Annotated in this window: 1 protein-coding gene; it reads left to right on the forward strand. The window is 34.2% G+C overall.

Features of this window, described 5'->3' with window-relative positions:
* Nucleotides 1-14 precede the first annotated feature (14 nt).
* On the forward strand, nt 15-529 hold a 515-nt coding region (locus IEZ04_RS36405; RefSeq protein WP_189220935.1), incomplete at its 3' end, for a hypothetical protein.

Here is a 529-nt window from a genome sequence, read left to right on the forward strand (position 1 = left end):
TAGCGGAAATTCAAATGAACATTAAGAAATTACTTATTTGTGATGGTGATTTGTTTCATCTTCGTTGTTGTGCTCATATTCTTAATTTGATAGTACAAGATGGGTTGAAAGAATGTGATTGTGCTATTCAAAAAGTTCGTGAGAGTGTCAAGTATGTGAAAGGCTCACAGATAAGAAAACAGAAGTTCTTAGAATCATGCAAGTTTGTTGATTTAGATTGTAAAAAGGGGTTGAGACAAGATGTCCCTACAAGATGGAATTCTACACATCTTATGCTTGAGAGTGCTAACTTTTATCGTCGTGCATTTTCTCATTTGGAGTTGACTGACTCAAATTTTAAGCAACATTGTCTATCTAATAATGAGTGGGATAGAGTGGACAAGATAGACAAGTTCTTACGTGTTTTTTATGATGCCACTTGTGATTTTTCTAGAACCAAATACCCTACAGCCAATTTTTACTTTTCAGCAGTTTTTATGGTTTATAGCACATTGAAGGAAGAATGTGAGAGTGAAGATGAATTAGAGGT

Source organism: Streptomyces ruber (assembly GCF_014648075.1).
In the GTDB taxonomy this organism is placed as follows: Bacteria; Actinomycetota; Actinomycetes; order Streptomycetales; family Streptomycetaceae; genus Streptomyces; species Streptomyces ruber.